7 protein-coding genes and 1 pseudogene are annotated in these 6360 nt (G+C 62.3%); 6 read left to right on the forward strand and 2 right to left on the reverse strand.

Features of this window, described 5'->3' with window-relative positions:
• The coding region (xylB, locus tag EN935_RS17935) for a xylulokinase (RefSeq protein WP_127373483.1) at window positions 1-1076 on the forward strand (1076 nt) is incomplete at its 5' end.
• A 32-nt stretch (window positions 1077-1108) separates the two neighbouring features.
• Here the strand turns inward: xylB and EN935_RS17940 are convergent.
• Entirely contained in the window at window positions 1109-1471 is a 363-nt protein-coding gene (locus EN935_RS17940; RefSeq protein ID WP_109666875.1) for a nuclear transport factor 2 family protein, read from the reverse strand.
• Window positions 1472-1607: 136 nt separating this feature from the next.
• On the opposite strand from EN935_RS17940, the gene xylA reads away from it, so the two are divergent.
• The 3 genes from xylA to EN935_RS17955 all read left to right on the forward strand — a co-directional run bounded on the left by xylA (window position 1608) and on the right by EN935_RS17955 (window position 4024).
• Complete coding sequence (gene xylA, locus EN935_RS17945) at window positions 1608-2933, forward strand: xylose isomerase (protein ID WP_127262788.1); 1326 nt, start codon at window positions 1608-1610, stop codon at window positions 2931-2933.
• 233 nt (window positions 2934-3166) lie between these two features.
• Window positions 3167-3643, forward strand: a complete 477-nt coding sequence (locus EN935_RS17950) for an N-acetyltransferase (protein WP_126067314.1) — start codon at window positions 3167-3169, stop codon at window positions 3641-3643.
• 177 nt (window positions 3644-3820) lie between these two features.
• Window positions 3821-4024: a hypothetical protein gene (locus EN935_RS17955; protein ID WP_109666881.1), complete on the forward strand. Its 204-nt coding sequence runs from the start codon at window positions 3821-3823 to the stop codon at window positions 4022-4024.
• A 13-nt stretch (window positions 4025-4037) separates the two neighbouring features.
• On the opposite strand, the gene EN935_RS17960 is transcribed toward EN935_RS17955, so the two are convergent.
• Window positions 4038-5018, reverse strand: a complete 981-nt coding sequence (locus tag EN935_RS17960; RefSeq protein WP_127262787.1) for a GlxA family transcriptional regulator — start codon at window positions 5016-5018, stop codon at window positions 4038-4040.
• 78 nt (window positions 5019-5096) lie between these two features.
• On the opposite strand from EN935_RS17960, the gene EN935_RS17965 reads away from it, so the two are divergent.
• A complete protein-coding gene (locus EN935_RS17965) occupies window positions 5097-6014 on the forward strand; it encodes a 3-keto-5-aminohexanoate cleavage protein (RefSeq protein ID WP_023775990.1) in 918 nt (305 codons plus the stop codon).
• Window positions 6015-6036: 22 nt separating this feature from the next.
• Window positions 6037-6360, forward strand: a pseudogene (locus EN935_RS17970) (inositol oxygenase family protein); the annotation flags it as partial.

Genomic DNA, 6360 nt, shown 5'->3' on the forward strand with positions numbered 1-6360 from the left:
GCTTCACCGCGCCGAAGCTTGCCTGGGTGAAGAACAACGAGCCCGCTGTCTTCGCCAAGGTCGCAAAAGTGCTGTTGCCCAAGGATTTCCTGCGGCTCTGGCTTTCGGGCGAACACATTTCGGAAATGTCCGATTCAGCCGGCACGTCCTGGCTCGATGTCGGCAAGCGGCGCTGGAGCGCGGACCTGCTCGCGGCGACATCGCTCGACGAGAATCAGATGCCGTCGCTGGTCGAGGGTACGGAGAAGGCAGGCGCGCTGCGTGCCGAACTGGCATCTAAATGGGGCATCCAGGCCGGCATTCCGATCGCCGGCGGTGCGGGCGACAATGCAGCCTCGGCCTGCGGCATGGGCACGGTCGGCGCCGGCCATGCCTTCGTCTCGCTCGGCACGTCGGGCGTGCTGTTTGCCGCCAATGCTTCCTACCTGCCCAACCCGGCAAGTGCCGTGCATACCTTCTGTCACGCGCTTCCTAACACCTGGCACCAGATGGGTGTGATCCTGTCGGCAACCGATTCGCTCAACTGGCTGTCCGAAATCACCGGGAAGAGCGCCGGCGAATTGACCGCCGAACTCAGCGACACATTGAAGGCGCCAAGCGGCGTGTCCTTCTTGCCTTATCTCTCGGGTGAGCGCACACCCTACAATGATTCCGCCATTCGCGGCGCGTTCACCGGGCTGGCGCATGAATCGAGCCGTGCCGTGCTGACGCAGGCCGTGCTGGAGGGTGTCGCCTTTGCCTTCCGCGACAGCCTCGAAGCCCTGGCCAAAGCCGGCACGACTTTGACGCGGGTAACGGCGATCGGCGGCGGTTCGCGCTCGCGCTACTGGCTGAAGGCAATTGCCACCGCGCTTCAACTGCCTGTCGACATTCCCGCCGACGGCGACTTCGGCGCCGCCTTTGGTGCCGCACGGCTCGGCCTGATCGCGGCTACGGGTGCCAATCCGCTTGAAATCTGTACGGCACCGAGGACCGATGCCACGATCGAACCGGACGCGGCGCTTGGCGGCGTCTATGCCGATGCCTATCAGCGCTACCGGGCGCTCTACCCGGCAATCAAGGTCGCCACGGCGTGAGCAATTTCTCGCCCACGCCGCGGCTTGCCAGCTCACTGCGCCGGCACCTTGTCGAGGAAGCCGGTGACGCTCTTCAGGCGGCCGTTCTCGATGACGCCGATGTCGGTACCTTCAATGACGGAAGGAATGCCTTCCGGACCAAGGTTCCACGAGAAGCGGATCTTGTCGGCAAAACCGTCCGGCGTGCCCTTCAGCGAAAACCGGAAGCCGGCAAAGCGCTGCTGCACGCCGTCGATCAGGGCCGCGACACCCGCATGGCCATCGCCCTGCATGAGCGGATCGCGATAGCTGACGTCTTCGGTGAAGGTCGCCTTGAGCAAGTCGGCCCGGAGCTCGGCATCGCTTTCGTTCCAGGCAGTGATGTAGTTCTGGGCGATCTTGTTGAGGTCGGTCATGGTCTGTCTCCTTTGCTGGACGGTTTTGACACGAGCCTTTTCGACCAGCGGAAGAACGAAACCAATTACGCCTGAGGTAATCAGAGCGAATTACCTGAGATAATCAGGGCGAACTATTCGAAAGAGGAAAAAGATCATGAGCAGCGGATTTTTCGGCGACATCCAGAAGATCAAATATGAGGGGCCGGATTCGACCAATCCGCTGGCCTACCGGTTCTACAATCCCGATGAGGTCGTCGCCGGCAAGCGGCTGGAAGATCATCTGCGTTTCGCCGTCGCCTACTGGCATTCCTTCGCCTGGCCGGGCGGCGATCCATTCGGCGGCCAGACCTTCGACCGTCCCTGGTTCCCCAAGGCAGGCGGCGTCGACACGATGGAACTGGCCAAGCTCAAGGCCGATGTCGCCTTCGAGATGTTTTCGCTGCTCGGCGCGCCCTATTTCTGCTTCCACGACGCCGATGTGCGGCCGGAGGGCAAGGATTTTTCCGAAAGTGCGGCCCGCCTCGACGAGATATCAGACTATTTCGCCGGAAAAATGAAGCAGACCGGCGTCAAGCTTTTGTGGGGCACGGCCAACCTGTTCTCCAATCGCCGCTTCATGTCAGGTGCGGCCACCAATCCCGATCCGGATGTCTTTGCCTACGCAGCGGCGACTGTAAAAAGCTGTATCGACGTCACCAAGCGGCTGAAGGGTGAGAACTACGTGCTGTGGGGCGGGCGCGAGGGCTATGAGACGCTGCTCAACACCGACCTTGCCCGCGAGCAGGAACAGGCCGGCCGTTTCCTCAGCATGGTCGTCGACTACAAGCACAAGATCGGTTTCAAGGGCACGATCCTGATCGAGCCGAAGCCGCAGGAGCCGACCAAGCACCAATACGATTACGATGTCGCGACCGTTTACGGCTTCCTCAAGCGCTTCGGGCTCGAGAAGGAGGTCAAGGTCAACATCGAGCAGGGCCATGCCATCCTGGCCGGCCATTCCTTCGAGCACGAGCTGGCGCTGGCCAATGCGCTCGGCATTTTCGGTTCGATTGACATGAACCGCAACGACTACCAGTCGGGATGGGACACCGACCAGTTCCCCAACAACGTGCCGGAAATGGCGCTGGCCTACTACCAGGTCCTGCAGGCCGGTGGCTTCAAGACCGGCGGCACCAATTTCGACGCCAAGCTGCGCCGTCAGTCGCTCGATCCGCAAGACCTGCTGATCGGCCATATCGGCGGCATGGACTCTTGCGCACGCGGTCTGAAAGCCGCGGCTCGCATGGTCGAGGACAAGGCGCTGTCCGCACCGCTGGCCGAACGTTATGCCGGCTGGAACACGGCCGAGGGCAAGGCGATGCTTTCCGGCAAACGCACGCTGGAAGACATCGCCGAGCGCGTCGTCAAGAAGAAGATCGAGCCGCAGCCAAGGTCCGGCCGCCAGGAACTGCTGGAAAACGTCGTCAACCGGTACGTGTGAAGCCCGATCTCTGGACCGACATCCGCCACCTCTGGCTGAAGGCCGCCGCCATCACCATCTGCTAGTCAGCGCATTTCGCGCGCCGCCGAAGATCGCACGGATCTTTGGCGGCCTGCACGCGATCAAGGTGCCGCGCCGCCGAAAAGGCGACACGGCGGCCTTTACTTTTATGCATGTCGTCGTCCCAAAACCGCTGTGCACTTTTGAGCGACATGCATGGCAGGAGACGGAAAATGGCAGAGGATCGAATCATCGTGCGCCCGGCGCAGGCAAGCGATATCCCGGCTTTGAAGCGGGTCCTGCAGGAAACATTCGAAGGCACCTGGCTGCCGAATGTCACCGAGGCAGCGGCGCAGCGCTATATCGAGACGGATATTGGCGGGCGTTATGTCGACCGGAGCTGGCCTGAATTTGCCGTTGCCGAGATCGATGGCGCGGTCGCCGGCCTGATCCATTGGCGCGCGGACTTCATCGAAGCCCTGCACGTCATGGCCTCCCGTCAAGGGCAAGGTGTCGGCCGCAAATTGCTTTCCTATGCCGAACAGGCGATCGGCGCGACCGGGTCGACGCAGGTGCGGTTGGAAACCGACACGTTCAACCTGCCCGCACAAGCACTCTACAAGGCGGTCGGCTATGTCGAGAAAAACCGCTATCCGGATGACGAATGGGACAGTGGCTTCACCACGGTGCTGTTCGAGAAGCGACTGTAGATTTCTCCTTGACCTGCGCTGCCCAGACGCAGGAACAGCTTTGCGCAAGGCCGGGTCCGACGACACGGTTTTGCCCTTTGCCGCCCTTCAATGACCTCGCTCTTGCCTTCAAACTGCCGTCACGTATCTCGTATAAGACTGGCTCGTGGCGGGAGAGGAAGAAGGAGGCGAACCGATATGCAGAACGAACGTGAAATCGACGCCCTGCTCTCACCTGGCGAGACCGGATCGATCATCGACCGGCTGATGGCGATGCCGAGGAAAACCGACGACGCCAAGATTTCGAACGAATGGGATCGCGCCGTTGCCAGCCGCTTCGAGACCCATCTTGCCAGACAGATGCGCTCGCAGATCGATGGCGACCATCAGAACGCGGCCTGATTTTTCTTTTGAACTAGCCCCTCCGAAGCCTGACCGGCGCTTCGCCGAAAGCCCTTGAAAACGCTCTCGAAAACGCCGCGGCGGACGAAAATCCGGTCCGCCCGGCAATATCGGCCATGGCAACCCTTGTATCGACCACCAGCCGGCGCGCGGCGCCGAGGCGCAGCCTGAGATAATAGGCGCCCGGCGTCTCGCCGATCGACTTGCGAAAGATGCTCTCCAATGTCCGCGCCGTTACCCCGGCGCGCTTTGCCACCGCCTCTATGGTCAGCGGCTGGTCGACATGCGATTCCATCAGCCGGATGGCTTGCGCAAGGCGCGGGTCGTAACCGTCGAGCCGGCCGAGCGAGACCAGCGGCTGCGCATCGGTCGCCGCACGCGCCTGATCATAGATGAACGAACTTGCCACATCCAGCGCCACGGCCATGCCGAGCCGGGTGCGAATCAGATGCAACATCAGGTCCAAAGTTGGCGAGGCGCCGCCCGTAGTGAAGACCGACCCGTCGATGATGTATCGATCGGGGCGCACGTCGACGCCCGGGAAGGCGGAGGAAAAATCCTCCATATCCTCCCAATGGGTGGTGGCGCTGCGTCCTTCCAGCAAGCCGGCGCGTGCCACCAGCCATGTGCCGGCTTCGACACCGCCGCAGGCGCGCGCCGTTCGCGCCGCGCGGCGCAGGCCTGACAGCAGAGCCGATGTGGCATAGTTCTGAGTGCCGAAACCGGCGACGACGACAAGCACATCGGTTGGTTCAGCCGCATCGAACCGGCCACTGACCGCCACCGGCAGGCCGCATGTTGTGACCGGCGCCTCGCCCGTCACCGAGACCAGTTTGAAGTCGAACAGGGTTTCGCCGGCGATGCGGTTGGCGGCGCGCAGCGGATCGACTGCGCATGCCACGCACATTATGGACGCCCCGGAAAACACCAGCAGCGTCACCTTAAGCGGTGAGTGCTCGGCACGAAAGATTGTCGATTTTTCGCTTTTTGTCATACCACCTTCGTAAAACGCAAAACAGTTTCCGACAAGTCAGGCATTGTCGCCGTCTGTCTGGATTGGGAGGAGAGTTCCATGCCGCTTGCCATGAACCGCGAGGTTTTCATTACCTGTGCCGTGACCGGGTCCGGCGGCTCGCAGGATCGCAGCCCGCATGTGCCACGCTCGCCCAAGCAGATCGCCGATTCGGCGATCGACGCGGCCAAGGCGGGTGCGGCGATCGTGCATTGCCATGTGCGTGATCCCGAGACCGGCAAGCCCAGGCGCGACGTGCATCTCTACCGCGAAGTGACCGAGCGCATTCGCGAGGCCAATGTCGATGTGGTGCTGAACCTGACCGCCGGCATGGGCGGCGACATGGTGTTCGGATCGCCGGAAGCGCCGCTGCCGCTCAACGAAAAAGGCACCGACATGGGCGGCGCCACCAACCGCATGGAACATGTGCGCCAGTGCCTGCCGGAAATCTGCACGCTCGATTGCGGCACCATGAATTTCGCCGAGGCCGACTATGTCATGACCAACACGCCCGGCATGCTGCGCGCCATGGGCGGCATGATGACGGCGCTCGGCGTCAAGCCGGAGATCGAGGCTTTCGACACCGGCCATCTGTGGTTCGCCAAGCAACTGGTTGAGGAAAAGGTGCTCAACCCCGACGCGCTGGTGCAGCTCTGCATGGGCGTGCCGTGGGGGGCGCCTGACGACCTCAACACCTTCATGGCCATGGTCAACAACGTGCCATCGACCTGGAACTGGTCGGCCTTCGCCATCGGCCGCAACCAGATGGCCTATGCCGCTGCGGCGGTGCTAGCCGGCGGCAACGTCCGCGTCGGGCTTGAGGACAATCTGTGGCTCGACAAGGGCGTGCTGGCGACCAACGCGCAATTGGTCGAGCGTGCCGCCAGCATCGTCACCAATCTGGGCGCCAGGATCATCGGCCCGGAGGAAGTGCGCAAGAAGCTGAACCTGACCAAGCGGGCGCCGATAGCGGCATAAATTATTCGCTGGGAGGGTCGGCATGACTACCGTAAAATTCACGGCGATGAAGGATGGCGACCGGGACGACTACGAGTTCCTGACCGCGCATGAAATCGACTATGCCGCCAGGACCGGCGAGCGGCTGCTCGATGCGCTGGTGCAACTCGATGAGGGCCTGTCGGGTTACAAGATCACCCGGCTCGGCCATTCGCTGCAGGCCGCGACGCGCGCCTGGCGTGACGGCGCCGACACCGACTGGATCGCCTGTGCGCTGCTGCACGACATCGGCGACATCTACGCGCCTTACAATCACGACGAATATGCCGCTTCGATCCTGAAACCCTTCGTGCGCGAGCAATGCACC

Origin of the sequence: Mesorhizobium sp. M7D.F.Ca.US.004.03.1.1 (assembly GCF_003998635.1) — a bacterium.
In the GTDB taxonomy this organism is placed as follows: Bacteria; Pseudomonadota; Alphaproteobacteria; order Rhizobiales; family Rhizobiaceae; genus Mesorhizobium; species Mesorhizobium loti.

Coding starts and splice junctions, on each gene's coding strand:
- EN935_RS17940 (WP_109666875.1), bottom strand. CDS start 1,471: ATGACCGACCTCAACAAGATCGCCCAGAACTACATCACTGCCTGGAAC.
- xylA (WP_127262788.1), top strand. CDS start 1,608: ATGAGCAGCGGATTTTTCGGCGACATCCAGAAGATCAAATATGAGGGG.
- EN935_RS17950 (WP_126067314.1), top strand. CDS start 3,167: ATGGCAGAGGATCGAATCATCGTGCGCCCGGCGCAGGCAAGCGATATC.
- EN935_RS17955 (WP_109666881.1), top strand. CDS start 3,821: ATGCAGAACGAACGTGAAATCGACGCCCTGCTCTCACCTGGCGAGACC.
- EN935_RS17960 (WP_127262787.1), bottom strand. CDS start 5,018: ATGACAAAAAGCGAAAAATCGACAATCTTTCGTGCCGAGCACTCACCG.
- EN935_RS17965 (WP_023775990.1), top strand. CDS start 5,097: ATGCCGCTTGCCATGAACCGCGAGGTTTTCATTACCTGTGCCGTGACC.